The sequence below is a fragment of the Proteocatella sp. QWL-06 genome, assembly GCF_058684135.1.
Genome location: NZ_CM178755.1, coordinates 1,866,205 through 1,891,443, shown reverse-complemented (window position 1 = coordinate 1,891,443; position 25,239 = coordinate 1,866,205). Strand labels below are relative to the sequence as shown.

31 protein-coding genes and 2 other annotated features are annotated in these 25,239 nt (G+C 42.1%); of the genes, 28 read left to right on the top strand and 3 right to left on the bottom strand.

Annotation, left to right across the window (positions count from 1 at the left end; translation table 11 throughout):
- The first annotated feature begins 64 nt into the window (after nucleotides 1–64).
- The 16 genes from AC4PGZ_RS09025 (at nucleotide 65) to AC4PGZ_RS08950 (ending at nucleotide 14,563) form a co-directional block, all read left to right on the top strand.
- The gene (locus AC4PGZ_RS09025; protein WP_492158309.1) at nucleotides 65–688 is read left to right on the top strand and encodes a helix-turn-helix domain-containing protein; all 624 of its coding nucleotides are present in this window, start codon (nucleotides 65–67) and stop codon (nucleotides 686–688) included.
- Between the two features lie 253 nt (nucleotides 689–941).
- Nucleotides 942–1,163, top strand: coding sequence for a hypothetical protein (locus tag AC4PGZ_RS09020; RefSeq protein ID WP_492158308.1), 222 nt, complete (start codon nucleotides 942–944; stop codon nucleotides 1,161–1,163).
- A gap of 272 nt (nucleotides 1,164–1,435) precedes the next feature.
- Entirely contained in the window at nucleotides 1,436–1,843 is a 408-nt protein-coding gene (locus AC4PGZ_RS09015) for a DUF3842 family protein (protein WP_492158307.1), read from the top strand.
- A 12-nt stretch (nucleotides 1,844–1,855) separates the two neighbouring features.
- Nucleotides 1,856–2,386, top strand: coding sequence for an ECF transporter S component (locus AC4PGZ_RS09010; RefSeq protein ID WP_492158306.1), 531 nt, complete (start codon nucleotides 1,856–1,858; stop codon nucleotides 2,384–2,386).
- A gap of 127 nt (nucleotides 2,387–2,513) precedes the next feature.
- The gene (gene deoC / locus AC4PGZ_RS09005) at nucleotides 2,514–3,185 is read left to right on the top strand and encodes a deoxyribose-phosphate aldolase (RefSeq protein WP_492158305.1); all 672 of its coding nucleotides are present in this window, start codon (nucleotides 2,514–2,516) and stop codon (nucleotides 3,183–3,185) included.
- Between the two features lie 58 nt (nucleotides 3,186–3,243).
- A complete protein-coding gene (gene deoD / locus AC4PGZ_RS09000) occupies nucleotides 3,244–3,951 on the top strand; it encodes a purine-nucleoside phosphorylase (protein ID WP_492158304.1) in 708 nt (235 codons plus the stop codon).
- A gap of 33 nt (nucleotides 3,952–3,984) precedes the next feature.
- Nucleotides 3,985–4,407 (top strand): cytidine deaminase, encoded by a 423-nt coding sequence (locus AC4PGZ_RS08995; RefSeq protein WP_492160264.1) that lies wholly within the window; start codon nucleotides 3,985–3,987, stop codon nucleotides 4,405–4,407.
- Nucleotides 4,408–4,565: 158 nt separating this feature from the next.
- Nucleotides 4,566–5,657 (top strand): BMP family lipoprotein, encoded by a 1,092-nt coding sequence (locus tag AC4PGZ_RS08990; protein WP_492158303.1) that lies wholly within the window; start codon nucleotides 4,566–4,568, stop codon nucleotides 5,655–5,657.
- 224 nt (nucleotides 5,658–5,881) lie between these two features.
- A complete protein-coding gene (locus tag AC4PGZ_RS08985) occupies nucleotides 5,882–7,411 on the top strand; it encodes an ABC transporter ATP-binding protein (protein WP_492158302.1) in 1,530 nt (509 codons plus the stop codon).
- Nucleotides 7,404–8,561, top strand: a complete 1,158-nt coding sequence (locus AC4PGZ_RS08980; RefSeq protein ID WP_492158301.1) for an ABC transporter permease — start codon at nucleotides 7,404–7,406, stop codon at nucleotides 8,559–8,561. The genes AC4PGZ_RS08985 and AC4PGZ_RS08980 overlap by 8 nt, the downstream gene beginning before the upstream one ends.
- A complete protein-coding gene (locus tag AC4PGZ_RS08975; RefSeq protein WP_492158300.1) occupies nucleotides 8,561–9,520 on the top strand; it encodes an ABC transporter permease in 960 nt (319 codons plus the stop codon). The genes AC4PGZ_RS08980 and AC4PGZ_RS08975 overlap by 1 nt, the downstream gene beginning before the upstream one ends.
- Before the next feature lies 1 nt (nucleotide 9,521).
- On the top strand, nucleotides 9,522–10,844 hold the full coding sequence (locus tag AC4PGZ_RS08970; RefSeq protein WP_492158299.1) for a pyrimidine-nucleoside phosphorylase: 1,323 nt from the start codon (nucleotides 9,522–9,524) through the stop codon (nucleotides 10,842–10,844).
- Between the two features lie 144 nt (nucleotides 10,845–10,988).
- Nucleotides 10,989–11,235 (top strand) — a binding site (T-box leader).
- Between the two features lie 142 nt (nucleotides 11,236–11,377).
- On the top strand, nucleotides 11,378–12,409 hold the full coding sequence (locus AC4PGZ_RS08965; protein ID WP_492158298.1) for an ABC transporter substrate-binding protein: 1,032 nt from the start codon (nucleotides 11,378–11,380) through the stop codon (nucleotides 12,407–12,409).
- A 27-nt stretch (nucleotides 12,410–12,436) separates the two neighbouring features.
- Entirely contained in the window at nucleotides 12,437–13,285 is an 849-nt protein-coding gene (locus AC4PGZ_RS08960) for an ABC transporter permease (protein ID WP_492158297.1), read from the top strand.
- 18 nt (nucleotides 13,286–13,303) lie between these two features.
- Nucleotides 13,304–14,089 carry an ABC transporter ATP-binding protein gene (locus AC4PGZ_RS08955; protein WP_492158296.1) on the top strand — a complete coding sequence of 262 codons (786 nt, stop codon included), beginning with the start codon at nucleotides 13,304–13,306 and terminating at the stop codon, nucleotides 14,087–14,089.
- Nucleotides 14,090–14,413: 324 nt separating this feature from the next.
- The gene (locus tag AC4PGZ_RS08950; protein WP_492158295.1) at nucleotides 14,414–14,563 is read left to right on the top strand and encodes a hypothetical protein; all 150 of its coding nucleotides are present in this window, start codon (nucleotides 14,414–14,416) and stop codon (nucleotides 14,561–14,563) included.
- A gap of 87 nt (nucleotides 14,564–14,650) precedes the next feature.
- On the opposite strand, the gene AC4PGZ_RS08945 is transcribed toward AC4PGZ_RS08950, so the two are convergent.
- Nucleotides 14,651–15,052 carry a hypothetical protein gene (locus AC4PGZ_RS08945; RefSeq protein ID WP_492158294.1) on the bottom strand — a complete coding sequence of 134 codons (402 nt, stop codon included), beginning with the start codon at nucleotides 15,050–15,052 and terminating at the stop codon, nucleotides 14,651–14,653.
- A 175-nt stretch (nucleotides 15,053–15,227) separates the two neighbouring features.
- Here AC4PGZ_RS08945 and AC4PGZ_RS08940 point away from each other — a divergent pair, with 175 nt between their 5' ends.
- On the top strand, nucleotides 15,228–16,130 hold the full coding sequence (locus AC4PGZ_RS08940) for an EamA family transporter (protein WP_492158293.1): 903 nt from the start codon (nucleotides 15,228–15,230) through the stop codon (nucleotides 16,128–16,130).
- Nucleotides 16,127–16,825 (top strand): TrkA C-terminal domain-containing protein, encoded by a 699-nt coding sequence (locus tag AC4PGZ_RS08935; RefSeq protein ID WP_492158292.1) that lies wholly within the window; start codon nucleotides 16,127–16,129, stop codon nucleotides 16,823–16,825. Before AC4PGZ_RS08940 ends, AC4PGZ_RS08935 begins: the two co-directional genes overlap by 4 nt.
- Before the next feature lies 1 nt (nucleotide 16,826).
- Here the strand turns inward: AC4PGZ_RS08935 and AC4PGZ_RS08930 are convergent, their stop codons facing one another.
- Together AC4PGZ_RS08930 and AC4PGZ_RS08925 are read right to left on the bottom strand one after the other, a co-directional pair.
- Nucleotides 16,827–17,648, bottom strand: a complete 822-nt coding sequence (locus tag AC4PGZ_RS08930; RefSeq protein WP_492158291.1) for a nitroreductase family protein — start codon at nucleotides 17,646–17,648, stop codon at nucleotides 16,827–16,829.
- A gap of 15 nt (nucleotides 17,649–17,663) precedes the next feature.
- Nucleotides 17,664–18,344 (bottom strand): Crp/Fnr family transcriptional regulator, encoded by a 681-nt coding sequence (locus AC4PGZ_RS08925; protein WP_492158290.1) that lies wholly within the window; start codon nucleotides 18,342–18,344, stop codon nucleotides 17,664–17,666.
- 357 nt (nucleotides 18,345–18,701) lie between these two features.
- Between AC4PGZ_RS08925 and rpmG the strand changes: the two genes are divergently transcribed.
- The 10 genes from rpmG to coaD all read left to right on the top strand — a co-directional run bounded on the left by rpmG (nucleotide 18,702) and on the right by coaD (nucleotide 25,238).
- Complete coding sequence (rpmG, locus tag AC4PGZ_RS08920; protein WP_028829158.1) at nucleotides 18,702–18,851, top strand: 50S ribosomal protein L33; 150 nt, start codon at nucleotides 18,702–18,704, stop codon at nucleotides 18,849–18,851.
- Nucleotides 18,852–18,872: 21 nt separating this feature from the next.
- Nucleotides 18,873–19,079: a preprotein translocase subunit SecE gene (gene secE, locus AC4PGZ_RS08915; protein ID WP_492158289.1), complete on the top strand. Its 207-nt coding sequence runs from the start codon at nucleotides 18,873–18,875 to the stop codon at nucleotides 19,077–19,079.
- Between the two features lie 6 nt (nucleotides 19,080–19,085).
- Nucleotides 19,086–19,625: a transcription termination/antitermination protein NusG gene (gene nusG / locus AC4PGZ_RS08910; protein WP_492160263.1), complete on the top strand. Its 540-nt coding sequence runs from the start codon at nucleotides 19,086–19,088 to the stop codon at nucleotides 19,623–19,625.
- A 29-nt stretch (nucleotides 19,626–19,654) separates the two neighbouring features.
- On the top strand, nucleotides 19,655–20,080 hold the full coding sequence (rplK, locus tag AC4PGZ_RS08905; protein WP_492158288.1) for a 50S ribosomal protein L11: 426 nt from the start codon (nucleotides 19,655–19,657) through the stop codon (nucleotides 20,078–20,080).
- A 73-nt stretch (nucleotides 20,081–20,153) separates the two neighbouring features.
- On the top strand, nucleotides 20,154–20,852 hold the full coding sequence (rplA, locus tag AC4PGZ_RS08900; protein WP_492158287.1) for a 50S ribosomal protein L1: 699 nt from the start codon (nucleotides 20,154–20,156) through the stop codon (nucleotides 20,850–20,852).
- 45 nt (nucleotides 20,853–20,897) lie between these two features.
- Nucleotides 20,898–21,020, top strand: a sequence feature (ribosomal protein L10 leader region).
- 21 nt (nucleotides 21,021–21,041) lie between these two features.
- Nucleotides 21,042–21,548: a 50S ribosomal protein L10 gene (gene rplJ / locus AC4PGZ_RS08895; RefSeq protein ID WP_492158286.1), complete on the top strand. Its 507-nt coding sequence runs from the start codon at nucleotides 21,042–21,044 to the stop codon at nucleotides 21,546–21,548.
- Between the two features lie 63 nt (nucleotides 21,549–21,611).
- Nucleotides 21,612–21,977, top strand: coding sequence for a 50S ribosomal protein L7/L12 (gene rplL, locus AC4PGZ_RS08890; RefSeq protein WP_492158285.1), 366 nt, complete (start codon nucleotides 21,612–21,614; stop codon nucleotides 21,975–21,977).
- A 146-nt stretch (nucleotides 21,978–22,123) separates the two neighbouring features.
- The gene (recG, locus tag AC4PGZ_RS08885; RefSeq protein ID WP_492158284.1) at nucleotides 22,124–24,178 is read left to right on the top strand and encodes an ATP-dependent DNA helicase RecG; all 2,055 of its coding nucleotides are present in this window, start codon (nucleotides 22,124–22,126) and stop codon (nucleotides 24,176–24,178) included.
- A gap of 21 nt (nucleotides 24,179–24,199) precedes the next feature.
- On the top strand, nucleotides 24,200–24,757 hold the full coding sequence (rsmD, locus tag AC4PGZ_RS08880) for a 16S rRNA (guanine(966)-N(2))-methyltransferase RsmD (protein WP_492158283.1): 558 nt from the start codon (nucleotides 24,200–24,202) through the stop codon (nucleotides 24,755–24,757).
- Nucleotides 24,750–25,238 (top strand): pantetheine-phosphate adenylyltransferase, encoded by a 489-nt coding sequence (gene coaD, locus AC4PGZ_RS08875; protein WP_492158282.1) that lies wholly within the window; start codon nucleotides 24,750–24,752, stop codon nucleotides 25,236–25,238. Before rsmD ends, coaD begins: the two co-directional genes overlap by 8 nt.
- Nucleotide 25,239: the final 1 nt, after the last annotated feature.

Genomic DNA, 25,239 nt, shown 5'->3' with positions numbered 1-25,239 from the left:
AATTGTGAAATGAGACATATTCAGTTATAATAAATCAAGGATACAATTTAAGGAGATGATAGCTATGAATGAAATGACGGATATAGGCCTGATAGTGAACAAGCTCAGAAAAGAGAAAAAGATAACCTTAAAGGAAATGAGCGACAAGTCGGGACTCTCAACCGGATTCCTTTCTCAGTTTGAGAGGGGAATGACTACTATTGCGGTAGATTCGCTTATGGTAATCGCGAAGATACTGGAGGTGGATCTTGACATATTCTTTCAGAAGAAAATCGGATCATGCGGACAGGAAATACTGATAAGAAGCTATGACAGAGATGTTTCCTCCGTTAACTCCAAATATATACAGTTCAACCTGGTAAGAAATGTAGCAGGCGCAGATTTCCTTCCGAGGATTTATGAGATATTGCCATCGAGATATGAGGATAAAGCTACTGAAAACTATGTCCATGAAGGCGTAGAGTTCATCTATGTGCTTGAGGGCGTCCTGACTATACACATAAAAAACAGGACCTATGAGATGTATCCGGAGGACAGTATATATCTTGACTCGCATACTCCGCACAACTGGGAGAACAACACCAACAAGGTAGTGAGGATACTCACGGTAAATTCACCTAATCCGTACTACACGGAGCTTGCAGAAAAGATAAGCAAAGAATCCGAAAAATCTAAAACACAGAAATAATCGTATCAAGAACGCCTTTGGAGGAATTTCAGAGGCGTTTTTTTATGGACATAAAAACCTTGATATGCCTGAATTTATTAAAAAATTTTATTAAAATTATGACAATATACTTTAAACAATCTTGACCTTAGAGTTCATTGAACATATAATATAATAAGAAATTATACTCATATTACTGCATTTTAGGTTATGATTTCTAAAGATACATATCTCTTTAAGAATTTAAAAATATGAAATAACACAAGGAGGTTTAATGAAAATTAAAAAAATAAACATCAGTAGAGTTCTAAGGAAATCGGCTGTGGGCGAAGCTGGAAAAAAGTTTATGTGGGACCGAAAAAAAGTCTCTATTGAAAAGAGAATGTATTTCGGATTCGCTGTCATAACGGCAATGATAGTACTTATGGCGGCTGTATCGGTTACAACGGGCAGCAGCATCAACTCGGTTACAAAAGGGATGACTCAGGGCAGGTAAACATAGCCATAAATCAGGTTTCAGATGTCGTGCAGTCAAATTCAGCGACATCGGAGCAGAGCGCTGCAGCAAGCGAGGAGCTCGCAGGGCAGGCTCAGGCGCTCAGGGATATGGTAAGCAGATACAAGCTTAAGTAAATTTTGAAATCTCCATATCGTTCAATCATAGAGCGATGTGGAGATTTTTTGAGTTTTTGAATGCAAACATGGGTATCAACTGATTATGATATAATAAAGACAGCAATTAAATTATTAAAAAGAGAGAGGTAAAGCATGAGGATAGTTGTAATCGACGGACAGGGCGGAGGAATGGGGAAATCCATAATAGAGAATATAAGAAAAAAATATCATGACAGCGAGATAATAGCGGTAGGAACCAACTCTCTCGCTACATCCGCTATGCTCAGAGCAGGAGCGAGCGCAGGCGCTACGGGAGAAAATGCCGTGATATTCAACTGCGGAGAGGCTGATATAATAGCAGGTCCGGTTGGAATATGCTTTGCGAATTCTATGCATGGGGAGATAAGCCCTGCAATGGCATCTGCAATATCATCAAGCAGGGCTGAAAAGGTACTCATACCCATGTCCAAATGTCATGCTCATATAATCGGGATAGCCGAAAGGTCATTTGGATCCTATATAGAAGAGATGATGGAGAAGCTTGAATCGATCATGAGATAAGGAGGCTTGCAGATGAAGAAAAGCAAAAGTCCTTATAGAACCAGGACACATGACATAGTTCTGACTGGAATATTCATTGGAATGGGAATACTTTTTCCCATAATGTTCAATATGGTCGGAATGACCGGGAGCGTATTTCTTCCTATGCATATACCTGTCATGCTTGCATGCATAGTCTGCGGGGCCTTCTATGGAATGACTGCAGGGATAGTGGTTCCATTCATATCGTCATTTATAAGCGGAACTCCCGCCATATATCCGGTAGCCGTCTACATGGCATTTGAGCTTGCCGCCTACGGTATTCTGTGTGGTCTGCTTTCGAGGAGGCTGGGCCTAATTCTTACGCTTGCGATTTCAATGATCGGAGGAAGATTAGTGCTGGCTGTAGCGCAGCTTATACTTCTTGGAGCAGCGGGAAGGCAGTTCACATTCGAGGCATTCATAACAGCTTCCTTCATTACAGCTATTCCGGGGATAATACTTCAGTTCGTAGCAGTGCCTGTCATAGTAAGGGCTCTCAGGAAAAACCATATGATTCAATAAAATGCCTGAAAATCAATGCCTGCAATGGACGATTGAAAATCATCGAACATTGGCAATCGATTTCACTTGATAAAGTACGATATTTTTGGTAATATTAGAAGGGAATATTTTCAGAAGGAGCATTCATATGAATATTAATGAAATACTCAGCAAAGTGGACCATACTTTGCTTGCACAGACATCTACATGGGAGCAGATAAAGCAGACCTGTGATGATGCAGTAAAATACAAGGCAGCAAGTGCATGCATACCTCCGTCTTTCGTAAAGAGAGCAAAGGAGCATGTAGGAGAAAATCTTGCTATATGTACAGTCATTGGATTTCCAAACGGATACATGACGACGCCTGTAAAGGTTTTCGAGACAAAGGCGGCGCTTGAAGACGGCGCTGATGAGATTGATATGGTAATAAACATAGGTGACCTCAAGGATGGCAATCATGAAGCTGTACTCAGCGAAATAAGTCAGATAAAGCAGGCCTGCGGGGATAAGATACTAAAGGTCATAATCGAGACATGCCTTCTTACCGAAGAGGAGATGATCGTGATGTGCGATCTTGTAACGAGAGCGAAGGCCGACTATATAAAGACATCTACAGGATTCAGCACTTCTGGTGCAAAGAGAGAGGATATAATCCTTTTCAGGAAGCATCTTGGGGAAAATGTAAAGATAAAAGCGGCAGGCGGAATAAGCAGCCTCGAAGATGCTGAGGACTTCATAGCTCTTGGTGCAGACAGGCTTGGAACCAGCAGGATAATAAAGATAGTCAAAAATGAAGAAGCTCCAAAAGGGACATATTAGAATATAAATGTCTTAAATAATAACAGTATAAAATATTTAGAAATCATGAGGTGAAATTATGAGCAACATACCAACTCCACATATTACTGCAAAGCAGGGCGATTTTGCTGAAACAGTCCTGATGCCGGGCGATCCGCTGAGAGCAAAATTCATAGCTGAGACATTCCTTGAAAATGCCGAGCTTGTAAACAATGTAAGAGGGATACATGGATACACAGGATATTACAATGGAAAGAGAGTTTCCGTAATGGCAAGCGGAATGGGAATGCCTTCAATCGGAATATATTCCTATGAGCTCTACAATTTTTATGATGTAAAGAACATAATAAGGATAGGCTCTGCAGGGGCAATACATCCGGACCTTAAAATAATGGATATCGCCATAGGAATGGGAGCATGTACAAATTCAAACTATGTGTCACAGTATGGTCTTCCGGGAAACCTGGCGCCTATAGCAAGCTTTGAGCTCCTCAGAAAAGCTGTGGATACTGCCGAAGACATGGGTCTGAGCTTCAAGGTGGGAAATCTTTATTCTTCAGATACGTTCTATGATGACATGAGCAGGCTTGGAGAATGGCAGAGAATGGGCGTGCTTGCCGTAGAGATGGAAGCAGCTGCGCTTTACATGAATGCCATGAGAGCAGGCAAGAATGCGCTTGCGATATGCACGATCTCTGACTGTCCGTTTACAGGAGAGGCAAGCTCGGCAGAAGAAAGACAGAACTCATTCACGCAGATGATGAAGCTTGCGCTTGAAATAGCATAGGGGCAGCTCATTTAAATTAAGGAGATAGCCATGATAGATTATGAAAAGCTCATAACAGAGGCACTTCACGCCAGGGAAGCTGCATATGTGCCCTATTCGAAGTTTTCGGTAGGAGCAGCGCTTCTGTGTGACAGCGGTGAGATAATAAGAGGCTGCAATATAGAAAATGCTGCATACAGCCCTACAAATTGCGCTGAAAGGACAGCGATTTTCAAGGCTGTAAGCGAAGGCAAGATGCAATTCACAGCAATAGCCGTAGTGGGAGGGCCTCAGGAAGCTCCTCCGGCAGAGATAATATCTCCGTGTGGAGTATGCAGGCAGGTAATGATGGAGTTCTGCGATCCGGATGCGTTTGAGGTGATACTTGCCAAAGATGAGAGGGAATACAGAATTTACAAGCTCAGCGAGCTCCTGCTGCTGGGATTTTCACCAAAGAATCTATTGAAAAACATATAGATTTGAGTGCTCATGAGAATTTAAAGGCATGAAATTCATTTGAAAGACTCTTGTTTAAATGAGCATTCCAAAAAAACAGGAAAAGGCTTTTATTTTAATGACAAATGTGATAATATTTGTAGTGGTAACTAATATTATCAAAAAATCGGGAGGATATTATGAAAAAATTACTTAGCTTAATGCTTGTAATGGTACTTGGAATATCAGTACTTACAGGCTGTTCTGGCGGAGATTCAGACAGTGGCTCTAACACTCATGAGCTTGCTCTGATCACTGACGTTGGAACAATCGATGACAAATCGTTCAACCAGGGTGCGTGGGAAGGTCTCGTTAAGTATGCAACAGAAAACGAAATAACTCACAAATACTATCAGCCATCTGAAAAAACTACAGATGCATATCTTTCATCAATCGATCTTGCTGTTAAAGCGGGAGCGAAGGTAGTAGTAACACCGGGATATCTTTTTGAGCCTGCAGTATTCAAGGCACAGGATACTTACCCAGATGTAAAGTTCATACTTCTTGATGGAACTCCACAAGATGGAACTTACACTGAATTCAAATTAAATGAGAACGTTTATTCAGTATTCTACGCTGAAGAGCAAGCTGGTTTCCTTGCAGGATATGCTGCAGTTAAAGAAGGATACACTAAGCTTGGATTCATGGGTGGAATGGCAGTTCCTGCAGTTGTAAGATTCGGATACGGATTCGTACAGGGAGCTGAATATGCAGCTGGAGAAATGGGAATCACAGGACTTGATGTTAAATACAACTACACTGGAGATTTCAAGGCTACTCCTGAAGTTCAGTCTAAGGCTGCTTCATGGTACCAGGGTGGAACAGAAGTTATATTCGCATGTGGCGGAGCTGTAGGAAACTCAGTTATGGCTGCTGCGGAAGCTTCAAGCGGAAAAGTTATCGGAGTTGACGTTGACCAGTCTGCAGAATCTGCAACTGTAATAACTTCAGCTATGAAGATGCTTGGACAGTCAGTATATGATGCTATAGCAGCATACTATGCAGATTCATTCCCAGGCGGAGTGAGCGCTACTCTTGGAGCTGACGTTGATGGTGTTGGTCTTCCAATGGAAAACAGCAAATTCGAAGTATTCACTCAGGCAGATTATGATGCTATCTACGCAAAACTCGTTGCTGGCGAAATATCTATAATGAAAGATAAAGACGGCGATGCAGAAGTTAAGCTTGCAGATATACCAGTATCAGCTGTAGCTGTTGAAGAAATAGCTTAATACCTGTTAAAAAGGATTTCATGCAGAATAATGTAATAAAGGAGAAAAGGTGTGGAATATACACACCTTTTTTCAAATTCATAAAGATATGGAAAATTTGGAAAATACAGACAAAAAACATGTTTTGCATTTAAAGAGGCTTAAAATTGGGAATATTTCATAGTAACCGACCAGTATTTATTTGAACTGATATTTTTATTAAATTTATAAAGAATGGAGATAATATGAGTTATTGTATCGAAATGATAAACATAACCAAAGAATTTCCCGGAATAATCGCTAATGACAATATAACGCTGCAGGTAAAAAAGGGCGAGATCCATGCGCTTCTTGGTGAGAACGGCGCGGGAAAATCCACTCTGATGAGTGTGCTTTTCGGACTTTATCAGCCTGAAAAAGGAATCATAAAAAAAGATGGCCAGGAAGTAAAAATAAAGAATCCAAATGATGCCAATGACCTCGGAATCGGAATGGTGCATCAGCATTTCAAGCTCGTAGAAGACTTTACTGTCCTTGAGAACATAGTGCTTGGAATGGAAACGACAAAGCATGGCGTGCTAAAGATGGAAGATGCCAGAAAAAAGGTAATGGAGCTGAGCGAACGCTACAATCTTTCCATAGACCCGGATTCGAAGATTGAGGATATAACTGTAGGAATGCAGCAGAGAGTAGAGATACTCAAGATGCTCTACAGGGACAACGAAGTCCTGATATTCGATGAACCAACGGCAGTGCTTACCGCAGCTGAGATAGATGAACTGCTTAACATAATGAAAAACCTTATAGGTGAAGGAAAGAGCATAATATTCATAACTCACAAGCTCAATGAGATAAAGCGTGCGGCAGACAGATGTACCGTGCTCAGAAAAGGAAAATATATAGGTACAGTAGAAGTTGCAGAAACCTCGAAGGAAGAGCTTTCAAGGATGATGGTCGGAAGGGATGTCAGCTTTGAAGTGGATAAATCTCCTTCAAATCCAGGAAATGTAATACTCGAGGTAAAGAATCTCAGCGTAAAGTCCAAGACTTCTCAAAAAAGCCTGCTGAACAATGTCAGCTTCAAGGTGAGAGCGGGAGAGATCCTAAGCATTGCAGGGATAGAGGGCAATGGACAGTCGGAGCTCGTATATGCAATAACCGGACTTATGAAATCAAACGGCGGAGAGATAATCCTTAACGGAAAGAACATAGAAAATGAGTCCATAAGAAACAGGACGCTCACGGGAATGGGCCATATACCGGAAGACAGGCACAAGCACGGTCTGGTGCTCGACTACACGCTCGCTGAGAACATGATACTTCAGACCTACTTCAAGGAGCCTTTCCAGAAGAACGGATTCCTCCAGAACAATGAGATCGAGAAGTACTCAGACAGGCTCATAAAGCAGTTTGACGTCAGGAGCGGCCAGGGCTCAGATACTGTAGCAAGGAGCATGTCAGGCGGTAATCAGCAGAAAGCTATAATAGCAAGAGAGATAGACAGAGATCCTATGCTGCTCGTTGCGGTTCAGCCTACCAGAGGACTTGATGTAGGGGCTATAGAATATATCCACAAGCAGCTTGTAAACGAGAGAGATGAAGGAAGAGCAGTTCTTATGGTATCGCTTGAGCTGGATGAGGTAATGAATGTAAGTGACAGGATACTGGTGATTTACGAGGGAGAGCTCGTAGGAGAATTCAAGCCGGAGGAAATCACAGTCGAGGAGCTTGGACTGTATATGTCAGGCTCAAAAAGGAGGGAACTAAATGAATAAGAAACTTAAGAACTATCTGCTTGGGCCTGCCTTTGAGAGTTTTCTTTCATCATTCTCGGCGATACTTATTGGGCTTCTGTTTGGATTTCTTATACTGCTTATAAGCCATCCGAGTCAGGCGCTTCCGGGCTTTATGACTATACTGCTTGGAGGATTCACCGGGGGAGCCAAGGGTCTTGGAGACGTTCTGTATTTTGCGACGCCTCTTATACTGACTGGACTTTCGGTTGGATTTGCGTTCAAGACGGGACTGTTTAACATAGGAGCACCGGGACAGTTTGTCCTTGGTTCATATTTTGCAGTGTATGTAGGAATCAAATTCACGTCAATACCGCCTTCAATCCACTGGATAGTGGCACTTGCTGCCGGAATAGCAGGAGGAGCTCTGTGGGGAGCGATCCCAGGGCTCCTTAAGGCTTACAGGAATGTGCATGAGGTTATCGCCTCAATCATGATGAACTATATAGGTATATATCTTGTGAACATGCTCGTAAAAAATGATACAGCTATCTTTGATACGCTCAAGAACCAGTCAAAGACACCTGCAAAGGGAGCTATAATACCAAAGATGGGCCTTGACAACCTCTATGGAACCTCGAGCGTAAATGGTGGGATATTCATTGCTCTTATTGCGGTAATAGTGATTTATATAGTCCTTAACAAGACGACTTTCGGATATGAACTGAAGGCATGCGGACACAACCGTGAAGCCAGCAGATATGCAGGAATCAATGAAAAGAAGAGCATAGTGATGTCCATGATAATATCAGGTGCGCTTGCAGGGCTTGGAGGAGCGCTTCTGCTTCTTGCAGGAGCAGGAAAGCATCTCGAGGTAGTCGACATACTTCCGGCAGAAGGATTCAACGGAATACCGGTAGCGCTTCTGGGAATGTCACATCCGGTAGGGATACTGCTCGCAGCGCTGTTCATAGCCTATATAAACCAGGGCGGATTCTATCTTCAGCTGTATAACTTCGTACCGGAGATAATCACGATAATAACCGCATCCATAGTGTACTTCAGTGCATTCGCACTGGTATTCAGAAGGCTGATTTCAAATACAAGGAAAAAACATTCGGGTGACAACCGGCCAAATGTCAACAGTGAGCCTGAAGTCACGAAAAAACAGGGAGAGGAGGAGATTGTATAATGGGCATAGTATTCTTTTTATTCCAGCAGACCATGTTTTTCTCTATTCCTCTTCTGATAGTAGCTCTTGGAGGAATGTTCAGTGAAAGAGCAGGGGTAGTAAATATCGCGCTTGAAGGTATAATGGTAATCGGAGCATTTTCAAGCATATTCTTCATAAACATCATGCAGAAGACCGGCGCCATGAGCGGCCAGCCGCTTCTTCTTACGGCAATTCTGGTTGCAGCTCTTGCCGGAGGTCTTTATTCACTGCTTCATGCATATGCAGCCATAAACATGAGCGCAAACCAGGTAATAAGCGGTACCGCACTCAATATGTTCGCTCCTGCGTTTGCAATATATACGGCTCGTATGATACAGGGGCTTCAGCAGGTGCAGTTTACTAACCAGTTCAGGATACCATCAGTTCCTGTGCTTGGCAGCATACCGGTCATAGGACCTATGTTCTTCCAGAACACATATATAACGACCTTTATAGGACTTCTTATACTTGCAGTATCGACATTTGTTATAAACAAGACTAAATTTGGACTAAGACTCAGAGCGTGCGGAGAGCATCCTGGCGCGGCTGATTCTGTGGGTATCAATGTTTACAGGATGCGTTATGCAGGAGTCTTCATCTCAGGAATACTCGGCGGTATAGGAGGGCTCGTATTCGTAATTCCGACATCCATAAACTTCAATGCGGATGTTGCCGGATACGGATTCCTTGCACTTGCCGTTCTTATATTCGGTCAGTGGAGACCGATAAAGATACTGATCGCCGCATTCTTCTTTGGGACTGCAAAGACGATTGCATCAACTTATGCTATTGTGCCTTTCCTTGCGAACTCGGGAGTGCCGGACAATATATACAAGATGATACCGTATGTTGCGACTCTTGTGCTTCTTGCATTCACGTCTGACAAATCGGCAGCACCAAAAGCCGCAGGAGAGCCTTACGACAAGGGAGCGAGATAATATGAGAATGTATGATATCATTCATAAAAAAAGACAGGGTGAGCACCTTTTAAAAGAAGAAATAGAATTTTTCATAAATGGATACTCAAAGGGCGAGATTCCGGACTATCAGGCGGCGGCGCTTCTTATGGCTATATTCTTCATGGATATGGATATAAGAGAAACTACGGACCTTACGCTTGCGATGGCACATTCAGGAGACATGGTAGATCTTTCACCGATCTCCGGGATAAAGGTAGACAAGCACTCAACAGGCGGAGTAGGAGACAAGACGACGCTTGTTATAACTCCGATAGTGGCGTCCTGCGGACCAAAGATCGCAAAGATGTCAGGTAGAGGCCTTGGCCATACAGGAGGTACTGTAGACAAGCTTGAGTCTATACCTGGGCTCAGGACGAGTTTTACCATGGAGGAGTTTTTTGAGATTGTAAACAGGACAGGCATATCGGTGATAGGCCAGTCAGGAAATCTCGCTCCGGCAGACAAGAAGCTGTATGCTCTCAGAGATGTTACCGCTACAATAGATAAGATACCTCTGATTGCCTCAAGCATAATGAGCAAAAAGCTGGCAGCTGGATCGGACTGCATCCTGCTTGACGTAAAATGCGGATCAGGAGCCTTCATGAAGGAGCTTGACAGCGCAGTAGAGCTGGCACAGATAATGGTTAATATAGCTGAAAATGCCGGAAGAAGGTGCACTGCGCTCGTGACCGACATGGATGTGCCTCTTGGCGAGAACGTAGGCAACATACTCGAGGTAATGGAAGCGATAGATGTACTCAAGGGACAGGGACCTGCCGACCTCAGACATGAATGCATAGAGCTTTCGGCAGAGATGCTCCACCTTGCGGGAATGGGCTCTCTTGAGCAGTGCAGAACTCTTGCAGAAGATTCGATAAGCAGCGGAAGAGCCTTTGATAAATTCGTGGAAATGGTAGAAGGCCAGGGCGGAGACTCGTCCTATGTGCTTGATACATCCAAATTTGAAAAAGCAGCATTCACGCTTGAGGTGAAAGCGCCTGAGAGCGGATATATAACTGACATGGATACTGAAAAATGCGGGACAGCAGCGGTAGTGCTTGGCGCAGGAAGAAAGACCATGGAGTCTGTTATAGATTTTGCTGCAGGGCTTAAAATAAAGGCCAAGATCGGTGACAGGGTAGAAAAAGGACAGGTTATAGCAGTACTTTGCACAAACAACCAGGAATCCCTTGAGGAAGCTCAGAGGCTTTATCTCGAAGCAGTCACCATAGGTGACTCAAAGCCTCAGGACAGGCTTCAGGTAATGGCCAGGGTGGACAGAAACTCAAGGACCATATATTAGGATCTGATATTCAGAATATACAGCGTAAGAGCGCTTAAATGCAGATGGTTTTTAAATCCATCTGCATTTTTTAAAAAAAAGTGTTGACAAGCTGAAGAAAACAGGGTATTATTTCAATCATAGCAAAAAACAATAATTCACAAAACAAATGCGACGAAGTAGAGAAAAATATTTCAGACGTTTCAGAGAGTCGGTGGCAGGTGAAAACCGATAACAGAGAAATATATATTATACACTACCGAGCAGGCGAGTTAAAAGGATGAGGGAAGCCAAAAATCCGAGTAGACGAGCACGTGTACTCACGTTACAGGGTTAGAGATTGTCAGATCTTGATTGAGATATAGCTTCGGCTATAATTAGGGTGGTACCGCGAAGATTATTCGTCCCTATATCAGCACAAATTTGTGCTGATATAGGGACTTTTTTATTGCTCTGGCCAGAGAAAAGCATACCCGTCAATCAAATCTCACTCAAAATTAAAACACTTCAGGTGTGAAACTACAATTAATTTTAAGAGAAGAGAGGAAATTAAAATGAAAAAATTACAAAGCACAAAGGCATTAAAAAGGGGAAGGCTTGCAAAAGCTGCAGCAGCAATATTATCAATGACACTTTTACTGGCGGGATGTTCTCAGGAGCAGGATACCCAGGCATCAGGATCGCAGGATGAAAAGCTTAAGATTGGAATAACTCAGATCATAGACCACCCGGCGCTAAATGCATCAAGAGACGGGTTCATTCAGAGGCTTGAAGAGCTGGGGATAGATGCAGAGATAAGCATGCAGGATGCACAGGGAGATATAGCAAATGCTCAGATGATAGCAGAAAAATTCGTGAGCGATGACTCAGATCTCATACTTTCGATAGCTACTCCGACATCACAGGCAGCTCAGACAGCGACCAAGGGAAAAGACATACCGGTCATATTCACTGCAGTATCGGATCCGGTGTTCTCGGGGCTGCTTCAGAATGCAGATGCTCCTGAAGCCAACATTACGGGCGTGACGGATGCAGTGAGTATTGAAAACCGAAGAGCGATGTTTGAGATACTCAAGGAGCTTAATCCGGATATAAAGAGCGTGGGAATAGTATTCAACACAGGAGAATCAAACTCACAGGTACAGATAGAAGATATCGAAAAGGTTGCAGCAGAATTTGGAATAACCGTTGAAAAAACAGGGATTGCCACAATTACTGAAATAAATCAGGCGCTTGAATCGGTTGCAAAGAAATCAGATGCACTGATGCTGATAAATGACAATATGATAGCGTCTTCAATGGAGCTTATAGCATCTACTGCAAAAGAAAAAGGAATAATAACAATATCGGGAGATTCAAGCCATGTTGATTCGGGCGCACTTATATCAGTGGGAATAAGCTACTTCGATCTTGGCGTGCAGGCAGCAGACATGGCAAAGCAGATTCTTGTAGACGGGACTGAGATAAGCCAGATTCCGGTAAAGAGTTCATCAAATTTCATAAAGAAGGTAAACGCGGAAACTATGGCTGCATTAGGCCTTGATAAAGCTAATAAAGCGTTCGGTGACGCGCAGTTCACGGAATAATCGAGATAGAAAAGAAAGGAAGACATCATGAGCGGACTATTACAGGTAACTATCGAGCAGGGACTTATTTTCTCAGTGCTTTCGATAGGGGTTTATATAACATACAAGATACTGGACTTTCCGGATCTTTCGGTAGAGGGAACATTTCCACTTGGAGCATTTGTATTTGCAAAATTCATTCTTCTGGGAGCTTCTCCAGGCGCGGCAACACTTATGGCGCTGCTTGCCGGAGCTGCCGGAGGGCTTGTGACATACACGCTGAATATAAGATTCAGGATAAAGGCCATACTTGCCGGAATACTGACCATGACTCTACTCTACTCTGTCAACCTCAGGATAAACGGGAAATCCAACATAGGACTTTCATCCTTTGAGACTATATTTGACAGTTTTGGAAAAATGACGGTACTCATTGTGGTTGTATTTGCCGTAAAGTTGCTCATGGACAGATTTCTCAAGTCGGAAACAGGATATCTCCTTATCGCGACCGGAGACAATGAGACTCTCGTAAAATCTCTTGGACAGAATTCGGACAGGTACAAGATGATGGGCCTTATGATATCAAATGCACTTGTAGCGCTAAGCGGGGCTCTCATGGCACAGTCTCAGGGCTTTGTAGATATCACGATGGGGAATTCCATAATAGTGGTCGCGCTGGCATCTATTATCATAGGAGATACGGTCATGCAAAGGAGCAGCATACTCAAAGGGACTACAAGAGCGATCATAGGAGCCGTGGCATACAAAATGATAGGAGGGCTTGCTATAGAGATGGGACTTGCCCCTACGGATCTCAAGGCGATCAGCGCCTTCATAGTAATCGCCTTTCTGGCTTACAACAATATGAAGACATTAAAGCTGAAAAGTGCTGCTTAATTTGGATTGGAGGATAATATGTTAAAGATAAGAGGAATGAACAAAAGCTTCAACGCAGGAACCGAAAATGAAGCGAATATTTTTTGCAATTTCAATCTTGATATAAATGAGTGTGAAACCACTGTCATACTGGGAGCAAATGGATGTGGAAAGAGCACACTGTTCAACATAATAAGCGGAGTTATGCCGTGTGAATCGGGAGAGATATCTCTTGACGGCAAGAAGCTTGACGGACTGAGGGAGCACCAGAGATCAGCGCATATAGGAAGGGTCCATCAGAATCCTTCGCTGGGGGTATCGCCTTCGCTTACCATACTCGAGAACATGTCTCTCTCAGACAAGAAATGCTCGCGATTTGGATTCAGGAAACTCGTAAAAAAAGACCAGATAAACAGGTATACAGAAATGCTGAAGACTCTGGATCTGGGACTTGAGAACAAGCTCAACACTCAGGTGAAATTCCTCTCAGGAGGACAGAGGCAGTCACTGTCACTGCTTATGGCTACTATGAAAAGGCCTGATCTGCTGCTGCTCGATGAGCATACTGCGGCGCTTGATCCAAAGACCTCAAAGGTAGTTATGGAAAAAACCATGGAGCTCGTAAGGAAGGAAAAAATAACTACGCTGATGATATCTCACAACCTGAGGGATGCAATAAAATACTCAGACAGGATAATAATGCTGGACAGAGGAAAAGTGATACTCGATACGAGGAGCAACCTCATAAGTGAGAGCGAACTTATAAAGATATACAACAGACAAAACCTGCTGGATTCTGATCAGGAACTTGAACAGGCGGTATGAATGATTTAAGGAAATAAAATTCTTATGGGCAGGGGGTTGACAGACCACCGAACCATGGGATATAATATATTTGTAGAAGTGGCAGAAAATGCTTTGACTTAGGTCAAAGTATTTTTTTCTCTTAATTTATAATATATGAGAAATAATTCACAGAAAGGAGTTGCTGCAATGGAATTTTTAGTTAACAGAAACAGGATCAGACCAATATCTATTTCACAGGGGACTCCCGAAGGTGAGGGCTTCTGCTAGCTAATCCTGAATTTTTGAAACTATATTTAAGGTAATTTTATATTAAATTGTTTGATTAATCAGGAGGATATGAAAATGAAACGTGTATTAGCATACTATATCGAAGCAGGAAAAGAAATTAATGAATCACTAGTTAAAAAACTTATGGATATGCCAGTGATAGAGACATGGAGCTCACTTATAGAGGAGTCTGCCAGAATCAATAAGGCGAAAACAAAGAATTAGTTTTAATTAAAAAATAAAGACCACATAATAAAACACCAGATCTCATTGATTTCTGGTGTTTTTAATTTACTTCAATTTACATACATTCTAAAGCGATTTTATTACAAGCTTCGCCCATTCTGAGTTTTCGTCCTGAATCCACTCACATTCCATATCGATGAAGTTCAGCCATGCATTAAGGCCATTGCTGTTTTTGCTCACGTCCGGGAATCTTCTTCCGAATATCTCCTTTATATTTTCCAGTATCTCCAGCTGCTTTTCCTTACGCAGCTCCTGACCGGCAAGCTCTGAAAGCATTTCGATGCATTCCTGCCTGGACTTGTTGTCTTCTTCATAAAGGCCAAAGATCATAAGCTGCCTCTCTCTGTTGAGGCCTACTTTTACATCTTCGATTTCTTCTGGATTTGAAAGGTATTTTTTGGCAATGTTGAGCCCTTCTATATCTCTGTCGATTTTCATTATTTTCTTTTCAAGCTGCTGATTTCTCATTTTTTTCTCTTTTCCTTATATATTGGCTTTGTAAGATTTAATTATATCACACCTCGGGCTGCTTCGCCAAAGTATTTGATCTCAGGTGATAAAAATATTGCTGAAACAAGGCCTTATTGTGTTATAATAATTCTGGTAAAATTCTGAAACTTATAATATAACTTCTGAGGTGGACATGGACAATAAGACAAAGGGCGCGCTGCTCATAACAGGTGCGGCGTTTTTCTGGGGGATCTCCGGAACGGTTGCAAAAATGATTTTCAATACGGATATCGACCCCATAGAGGTATCGAATATGAGGATATCCCTTGCGGCGGTAATATGTATTATATATCTTGCTATGGGAAAGAGCAGCCTGCTTCAGGTGAGCAGCACTGGACTCAAAAGGATTGCCATACTGGGTATATCGATGGCTCTGATGCAGGGCTCCTACTATTATGCCATAGCAAGGCTCAATGTCAGCCTGGCAATATTCATACAGTATCTGTCGCCTGTCATAATCACTGCTTACTGCACTGTTGTACTTAAAGAGAAGATGACGATGTCAAGAGGAGCGGCGCTCGTGTTTGCCATGATAGGAAGCTATTTCATAATATTCGGGGGTGGGGATCTTGGTGTAGAGCTTAACATAGATGGAGTCGCAGCAGGTCTTATATCTGCCCTTTGCAGTGCGTTTTATATTATCTACGGGCAGAAATGCACAGGCCAGTATAATCCCTGGACCGTTCTGACCTTTGGGATGGCAACGGGAGCCTTCATATATATGTTCATATGCCCTCCATGGATCCTGTGGGCAGGAAGGACCAGCGCAGAGCTGCTCTTCGTTGGATATCTGGCTGTGTTCGGCACGGTCGTTCCATTCACGCTATATCTTAATGGATTCAGATATCTTGCACCTGCAGCTGTGAACATTATAGGCATGTCCGAGACGGTAATAGCATCCATATCAGCATACGTTATCCTGGGAGAGCTGCTAAGCGCAAAGCAGATAATTGGAGCGGTGCTTATAGTGCTTGCGGTAATAACTATTCAGAGCTTTGATTATATAATGGAGTTAATCAGGGGGAAAAAAAGATGAGTTTCTTGAGCGCTATGGTATTCTTTGCAATATTCATACTCGTATATATCCTTATAAATGAAATATTCACGGTGCTTTTCAGGTTGACCGGGCTGACGGAGGACAAGGCGAAGTTTCAGGTGACTTCTATGCTGACGAATTCGGGATTTACTACATCGGACAGTGAACTTATAACATCTTCAAGAGTAAGGCGAAAGCTGGCAAGGATTACCATGATATTTGGATATGCATTCACGGTTACGATTGTGTCGGCTGTCGTAAATATAGTGATAACTATGAACAGCTTTGAAATAAAAAATCTGTGGCCTGTGTCTCTTGCGCTTCTGATAATGCTTCTTTCTTTAATGATGCTTAAAAATCTTCCTGGGATAAAGTCGGGATTTGAACATTCTGTAGAAAAAATAGGCAACAGGCTCATATTTGGGAAATATTCTAATGTGGTGATAGTTCTGGATTCATATGATGACAATGTGCTGGCGGAGGTAAACATATCAAATGTACCCGAAATATTAAGGGGTGTACCTATTGAAGATACACCCCTTAAAAGCAGGTTCAACATAAATGTCCTTATGCTAAAGCGTGAGTATGATTATATGCGTATAATAAACAGGAATACTGTTCTCGAAAAAGGTGATACTATCGTTATATTTGGTGAATATCGAAATATAAGAGACATATTTGAAAATATACAGTAAGTTATTTCCAGGATATGTCGGCAGCCTTTCTTGGTACGGTCCTTCTGTATTTTACATCAGGATATCCTATGGCCATGCAGGTGACGATGTGCTTGCCTTCCGGTACACCGGCCATCTCCCTTATTTCTGGATTTACTGCGGCAGCTCTGACAAAGAAGCCGCTGAAGAAAGTTCCCAGGCCAAGTGCATTAGCCATGAGCTCCATGTTTGAAGACGCAAGCGATGCATTCACGTCTGAAAATGCAGTAGTAATTATTATTGCCGGCGCATTGCAGAAGAGCTTGTCGTTTTCTGCAGGGTTGTCCCTGTATTTTCTGTACATGTCAACCCACATCTTCGCATACATTCTGTGGGACTCATTTTCCGGAGATGGATTTGCAAGGGTATGCTCTCCCATATGATAAAGCGTCTCATATGTGAGCTCCTTTATTTCCTCCAGATTTTCTCTTACGACTGTATATGAAACGTCCTGAAGATTTCCGCCTGTCTGGGTGAACCTTCCGGCTTCTATTATAGCTTCGAGCTTATCCTTTGCCACGTCAATTGACTTGAACTGTCTTACGCTCCTTCTGAATTTTATGAAGTTCAGCAGGTTTTCAGGATCTATGTCAAACTTTTCCTTTGAGTATTCCTTAACCTCATGCATGTCATATTCGTCAGTGGTAATTGCATTTACCGGACATACGGCAATGCAGTGTCCGCATTTGAAGCAGGTTATGTTTCTGATCTTTGCCTTGCCTGACGACATCTTTATATCACCTGGAAAACAGTCTCTGGCGCAGAGGCCGCATCCGGTGCATTTTTCGGTATCTACTTTCATCATTGTTATTCTCCTTTATCACTGTTCCTTGAATATTTTTCTGAGCCCGTTAATGTCAGTTATCTCTATACGGTTTCTGGATATGCTCACCAGGCCATCTGCCTGAAACTGCTTCAGGAGTCTGGTTATTACCTCTCTTGCCGTTCCGAGCTCCCTTGCTATGATATCGTGCGTGAGGCTGAGGGTATGAGAGCCTGAGAGCGAAGCCTGATCGAGCAGCACGCCCGAAAGCCGGGAGGCCATGTTTGTGAATACATACTGCTCGAATATCCACATTACATCTGAAAATCTTGAGCTCACAAGGTCGAGCATGAAGCTCTTTACCGCGAGGTTTCTGTTGCTTATGTCATTAAATATATCGGCAGGGATTATAAGTATGCTGCTTTCCTTTTCGACGTCTATATTTATTTCAAAATTAATATTTCTGAGCATGCATGACGCGCTGAAAATACAGCTGTCCATATCAAGCAGGCGATAGAGAGTTATCTGCTTTCCATCGTCAGAATGGCTGTATATCCGCAGCTGTCCTGACTTTACCATCAGAAAGCCGGTGCAGTCATCTCCTGAGTGCGCAAGGATCGTATTTTTCGCATAAGTCTTTTTTATGAGGCTGTTCTTTATCGTGCCTCTTTCCTCGTCCGAAAGATCTTTCCAGAATGGAAGAGATTTCTCCATAAATTTGATATCCTTATCCTGCAAATCTAGCCCTCCCATAAAAATCAATTACATTAATGACTGTTCAATAAATATTATAATAAACTTTAATTCGACAATTTGCAAGTCATGCAGCAGCTAAGTAATAAAAAATGATTTTTTTTAAAAAAAAGTTAACAAATCAACTGAGATATGTGATATAATAAAAAAGTTAAAAATCATAATTTTACTGTACATTATAAACTTGCTCCTGTAGAAATTTGGACGGGTTTTTTTGATTGTGCAAAAAATGTATTGACAATCAAAATCATGTATAGTAGAATTTAAAGGTAAAACCATAATTACACCAATCTATGTTATGGAATGGATCCTTCTAGTTAATACCACTATAGGAGGTGCACTATGAGAGTAAAAGTGACGTTAGCATGTCAGGAGTGTAAGCAAAGAAATTACAATTCTATGAAAAACAAGAAAAACAATCCAGACAGGATAGAACTTGAAAAGTATTGTAAGTTCTGTAAGAAACACACTACACATAAAGAAACTAAATAAGTTAGTAAAGGGTGTGAGTCAATGCAAACAGAAGCAAAAGGGAAATTTTCTCTTGGAAAATTTTTCAGTGAAGTTAGAACTGAATTAAAGAAGGTACACTGGCCGACCAAAAAAGAAATGCTCAGCCATACTACGACAGTTATTCTGACAGTAGTTGTAATGGCTGTTATTATCTACGGAATAGATTCAGTATTTGGATTTATTATGAGTAAGATATTAGGAAACTAAGGGGGACTGGCCTTGAGCGAAAAAGCACAATGGTATGTCATTCATACCTATTCCGGACACGAGAACAAAGTTAAAGCTACTATCGAAAAATCTGTAAAGAATCGAAACATGGAGGATATCATCCAGGATGTTGCGGTTCCGGTTGAAGAGCTTACTGAAATCAAGAATGGCAAGAAAAAGGTAAAACAGAGAAAGATATTCCCGGGTTACTGTCTCGTTAAGATGATAGTGACGGATGAATCGTGGTATATCGTCAGGAACACCAAAGGTGTCACCGGCTTCGTAGGACCAAATTCAAAGCCTATAGCTCTTACGCCTGAAGAGGTAGACAACATGGGTCTTGAAAAAGAGATCAGAACAGTTTTAGATATTGACTTTGAGATCGGGAATAAGGTCGAGATAATAGCGGGAGCATTCAAAGATTTTGAGGGAACAGTCGAAGAGATAAATCCTGACGATGCTACTGTTAAAGTCAAGATATTCATGTTCGGAGATAGAGAGACATTGCTAGAATTAGAGATGTCACAGATAAGAAAAGTAGATTAAGCTACTTGGATAACAGGAGGTGTCATTAAATGGCTAAAAAAGTAATTGGACAAATAAAACTTCAAATACCAGCAGGTAAAGCTACTCCAGCGCCACCGGTAGGACCGGCTCTAGGACAGCACGGAGTTAACATAATGGAGTTTACAAAGCAGTATAATGCAAAGACTGCTGATCAGGCTGGACTGATAATACCAGTAGTAATCACTGTATATCAGGACAGATCGTTCTCTTTCATAACTAAGACTCCACCAGCAGCTGTTCTTATAAAGAAAGCTTGCAAGATAGAGTCAGGTTCAGGAGAGCCAAACAAGAAAAAGGTAGCTAAAATAACAGCTGCACAGGTTAAGGAAATAGCAGAGCTTAAGATGCCAGACCTTAACGCTGCAAGCGTAGAGTCAGCTATAAGCATGATTGCAGGAACTGCAAGAAGTATGGGAATCGTTGTAGAAGATTAATTCTATTTGCTTATATAGATTGGTGGGAGGCAAATAAAATTTTACCGTTATTACCACAAAGGAGGAAATGATTATGGCTAAACAACCTAAGAAGTACCAGGAAGCTATCAAAAAGTTTGACAGACAAAACTTATATGTTGCTTCTGAGGCGCTTGGAATAGTTGTAGATGTGGCATCAGCAAAGTTCGACGAAACAGTTGAAGCTCACATAAAGCTAGGCGTAGATTCAAGACACGCAGATCAGCAGGTTAGAGGAGCAATAGTGCTTCCACACGGAACAGGAAAAACTAAGAGAGTACTTGTATTCGCAAAAGGAGAAAAGGCTAAAGAAGCAGAAGCAGCAGGCGCAGATTTTGTCGGAGCTGAAGAACTTGTAGCAAAGATCCAGGGCGAAAACTGGTTTGAGTTTGACGTAATAGTAGCTACACCGGACATGATGGGTGTAGTAGGAAGACTTGGAAAAGTATTAGGACCAAAAGGACTTATGCCAAACCCTAAGTCTGGAACTGTAACATTCGATGTTGCGAAGGCGATTGACGAGATCAAGGCCGGAAAAGTTGAATACAGACTTGACAAGACAAACATAATCCACGTACCAGTAGGAAAAGTATCTTTCGGCAAAGAGAAGCTTACAGAGAACTTCCATGCACTTATAGAAGCAGTTATAAAGGCAAAGCCATCTGCAGCTAAGGGACAGTACATCAGAACTGTTACATTTGCAAGTACAATGGGACCTGGAGTAAAAGTTAACCCTGTAAGAGTTAACGAATAGTTTTATTGTTGACAAACAAAAAAAAGTATAGTATACTGAAAAAGTTAAAAAGTGAATAGTACACTGTAGACAGCAGGTGTCAAAGTAAATCCTGCCGAGGTTGTTTGTTATATAGAACTTATGCCTTCGTATGTCTGCGTGACTACGAAGGCTTTTTTGTATAAAATACGAAAGAAGGAGGTACTAGATATGTCAAAGGCAATCGAAATCAAACAGGTTGTAGTTGATGAGATAGCAGATAAATTAGCAAGAGCTCAGTCAGTAGTTGTTGTTGATTATAAAGGTCTTACTGTTGAACAGGCTACAAGCTTAAGAAATAAATTCAGAGAAGCAGGTATAGATTACAAGGTATACAAGAATACACTTGTAAGAAGAGCTGCTGTACAGGTAGGAAATCTTGAAAAACTTGATGATGTTAACCTTGTAGGAACAAACGCAATAGCATTCGGATACGAAGATGCTGTTACTCCTGCGAAGATAGTAGCAGATTTTGCTAAAACATGCCCTGCTTTAGAGTTCAAGATGGGTTATGTTGAGGGTGAGTACTACGATGCTGAAGGTATGGCTGCAATCTCTAAGATACCATCAAGAGAAGAGCTTATCGCTAAGCTTCTTGGAAGCTTCAAGGCTCCAGTTTCTAACTTTGTATACATGCTTGATGCAGTTGCAAAGCAAAAAGAAGAGCAAGGCGCTTAATTCATAATAAAAATATTTTAATTAAAAAATATAATAATTTAAAAAATAATGGAGGTAAATAAAATGACTATAGAGCAAATTTTACAAGCTATCGAAGAAATGAAAGTTTTAGAGTTAAACGAACTAGTTAAAGCTGCAGAGGAGAAATTCGGTGTATCTGCATCTGCTCCTGTAATGGTAGCTGCTGCTGGAGACGGTGGTGCTGCTGCTGAAGAGAAGACTGAGTTTGATGTAATCCTTACAGATGCTGGAGCTTCAAAAGTTGGAGTTATCAAAGTAGTAAGAGGAATAACTGGACTAGGTCTTAAAGAAGCTAAGGATCTTGTTGACGGAGCACCTAAAGCTGTTAAAGAAGGCGTTTCTGCTGACGAAGCTAAGAAAATTGCTGAAGAACTTGAAGCTGCTGGAGCAAAAGCAGAAGTTAAGTAATTCGGAATTAACAATAATGCAATCAGATATCCACAAAAGGCTATGCCTCTTGTGGATATTTTGTATTGCGCCGACTTGACCTTTGAGCCAAGTTTGTATAAACTATACATAGAAGACAAACGGATTTTTTCAGAAGGAGATGGACAATGAGGCCTGGAGATTCAATAATGTATGTAAAGGGCGTAGGAGAAAAGAAGGCCCTGAAATACAAAAAACTCAATATAGAGACGGTCGAAGAGCTTCTGTATCATTTTCCTGCCAGATACGAAGACCGTACCGTCGTAAAGCGATTTGATGAGATAGCAAACGATGAGAAGGTATGCTCATATGGTACGATCGTAAATTTTGAAAAGAGTACCCCGAAGCGAAACATGACCATCGTAAAAGTGGTCGTAAGACAGGGCAGCGAAGGGGCGTTTCTAACTATATTCAACAATGAATATGTAAAGGACAAATTCAGCGTGGGAGACAAGATCTCATTTTACGGAAAGGCAAAGAAGGTATTTGGAAGACTCGAATTCAATGCTCCGGACATGGAAAAGTTCGGGGAAAACAGCCTTACGAATACCATATATCCGGTATACAATCTGACACACGGACTTTCCAACCCGGAAATCCATAAATCAGTAAAGGACGCCCTTGCAAAGATATCCTACAGAGAAATGGAGCATATACCAAGTGAGTTCCTTGAAAAGCATCACATATGCCCAGTCGAATATGCCCTCAGGAACATTCATTTTCCATCAGGCGTAGATGCACTCAAGATAGCCAGATTCAGATTTATATATCAGGACTTCTTCATGCTGCAGCTGTATCTTCTGATGATGAAGAAGTTCGCACAGAGGCACAGCACATACAGGATAACACCGCCTGAGCAGCTTTCAGCCTTCATATCGGAGCTTCCCTTTGAACTGACGTCGGCTCAGAAGCGGGTGATGGAAGAAATCAGGAGGGACATGGACATGGACGTTCCCATGCAGAGGCTCGTACAGGGCGACGTAGGAAGCGGAAAGACCATAGTGGCTTTCTACAGCGCATACAACGCATTTCTCAGCGGATGTCAGAGCACACTGATGGTCCCGACAGAAATACTTGCAAAGCAGCACTATCAGAGCGCAGTCGAGCTGTTCAGGAATACAGGAATGAGGATAAGGCTCCTCACAGGAAGTACTACAAAGAAAGAAAAGGAAAAGATATATAATGAGATATCCTCTCACGAATGCGACCTGGTAATAGGTACCCATGCCATAATTCAGGATCAGGTAAGCTTTGCAAAGCTTGCTCTGGCGATAACTGATGAGCAGCACAGATTTGGGGTGAGGCAGAGAAACAGCCTTTACAGCGGCTACGAGATAATGCCTCATGTGCTCGTTATGACTGCGACTCCGATCCCTAGGACGCTTTCGATGATAATACAGGGAGACCTTGATGTTTCGCTGATAGACGAGATGCCAAAGGGCAGGAAGCCTATCGAGACGATAGCCATAAGGCATACGCTCCGAAAAAATGCCTATGAAAGATGCATAGACGAGATAGACAGGGGAAGGCAGGTATATGTAGTATGCCCTCTCGTAGAAGAAAGCGAAGACCTTGACATAAAATCAGCGCAGGAGCTTTTTGATGAGCTCAGCCAGAATCAGTTCAGCCGCTACAGGGTAGGGCTGCTTCACGGCAAGATGAGACCGGGAGAAAAGGCAGAGATAATGAAAGCCTTTGAGGAAAGAAGGACGGATGTTCTGATATCGACAACGGTCATAGAGGTCGGCATAAATGTTCCAAACGCCACGGTAATGGTAATAGAAGACGCACAGCGCTTCGGGCTCTCGCAGCTCCATCAGCTGAGAGGAAGGGTAGGAAGAGGAACGCAGGAGTCCTTCTGCATACTCATCTACAGCGGAAATTCAGACATACTCAAGCAGAGGATGAAGATAATGACAGAGACGAACAATGGGTTCATAATATCCGAAAAGGACCTTCTGCTAAGAGGCCCGGGAGAGATGTTCGGGCTAAGGCAGCACGGCCTTCCGGAATTCAGGATAGCCGACCTCACAAAGCACATGAATGTGCTGTATCTGGCTCAGGAAGATGCAAGGCAGCTCATTGATGATGAATCCGATCAGAGAAGCTCAGAGAAGGAAAAAGTGCTCGCGAGAGTCAGGGAAAGATTTGAAAAGGAAATAAAGACAATAGCGCTGAATTAGCGGTTTGGACAGGAGAATATAATGAGGATAATCGCAGGAAAAGCAAGAGGAAAAAAACTGAAGACCCCGGATGGCGATCATATAAGGCCAACCCTTGACAGAATAAGGGAAAATATATACAACATGATAGGAACCGGCATAAGAGGCTCGGTATTTCTCGACCTTTTTTCAGGGACCGGAGCAATGGGCATCGAAGCGCTCTCAAGAGGCGCCAATAAGGTGTATTTCGTAGACAGCGACAGGAGGTCATACGAGCTTACCCAATATAACATAAAAAGCGCGAGGCTCGAAGAAAATGCACTCATATACAATATGGAAGCAGAGAGAGCGCTTGAGCAGTTCGAAAGACAGGGCGTCAAGTTTGACATCATATTCCTGGACCCTCCATATAATAAGGGAATTGTTCAAAAAATCTTGCAACAATTGGAAAAATACAATATAATGCAAGATGAAGGAACAGTCATAGTTGAAACTGACAGATCAGAGGAAACTCCGGAAAGCATCGGAAAATTCTTCAGGGAAAGAGAAAAAAACTATGCAGCAACTAAAATTACATTTTATGGAGTAGCCAATGAATAAAAACAAAGCAGTATATCCGGGAAGTTTTGATCCGCTGACAAACGGACATCTTGACATAATAGAAAGGGCCTCAGAGCTTTACGACGAAGTTACGGTAGCGCTGCTTATCAATACAAGCAAAAAAGGGCTTCTTAGCTTTGAAGAAAGGCTTGAGATACTAAAGAAAGAGACAGCAAGGTTCAGCAACGTAAAAGTGGATTTTTTTGGAGGTCTGCTTGTAGAATACTGCAGGGAAAAGGATATAAAAGTAATAATCAGAGGACTCAGAGCAGTTTCCGACTATGAGTATGAGATGCAGATTGCTCAGATGAATCGAAATTTAAATAAAAGCGTGGAGACCATATTTTTGATGACTAATACAAGGTATTCGTTCCTCAGCTCAAGCGTAGTAAAGGAAGTAGCCAAATTTGGCGGGGATATCTCTGAAATAGTACCAAAGATCGTGGAGGAAAAACTTAAAAAAGTGTTCAGGGAGGGGTAAT